This window comes from Paenibacillus oryzae (assembly GCF_001675045.1).
GTDB lineage: Bacteria > Bacillota > Bacilli > Paenibacillales > Paenibacillaceae > Pristimantibacillus > Pristimantibacillus oryzae.
This window is the reverse complement of record NZ_LYPA01000001.1, coordinates 1-585: the sequence shown is the minus strand read 5'-3', so window position 1 is coordinate 585 and position 585 is coordinate 1. Positions and strand designations below refer to the sequence as shown.

Below are 585 nucleotides of genomic sequence, written 5' to 3'. Positions count from 1 at the left end.
CTCACGATTGGAGCGTGTTTCTTTTGAAGCCTTCGTTCATTCCCCATTCCGATTACCAAGCTTTTATCCTCCACCATCTGCAAACCTCTTACGGTCCCAGCATTGTCCTCATTAACAAGGATTGGCCGCTTGCTGTAAAGCTCTGGATGGCGGATTTATCTGCCATCACGACCTTGCTTAGGGATGAATATTCGGATCAAGGACCAGAGCCTCGTGATCCTGCATCCCTATTCCGGTCTTACCTGATTCTTCTCATGACGAATCCGACGATGGGCGTCACTGAATGGATCAATGAGTTAAAACGCACACCTATTTACGCCATTCTGAGTGGCTTCTCTCCAGATGATCTTCCCGGAGTGGGTACATTTTACGATTTCTTCGGTCGCCTTTGGCCAGCCGTCGATAAAAACCTGAGGCCTATCCTGCAGCGCAAACGCAAAGGCAGGAAGAGAGGCAAGAAGGGCGAGAAAGCACCTACGACTACACCAGGAAGAGTGGAACGTCTGGTTAAATGGATGATGCGTCATGCCGACAACCAAACGGCTTTACCTGCTGATCGCTTGTTTCATTTCTTTCAATCGCAGA

1 pseudogene is annotated in these 585 nt (G+C 49.1%); it reads left to right on the top strand.

The features are described 5' to 3' along the window. Positions 1–23: 23 nt before the first annotated feature. Positions 24–585: pseudogene (locus A7K91_RS00005) on the top strand (transposase); the annotation flags it as partial.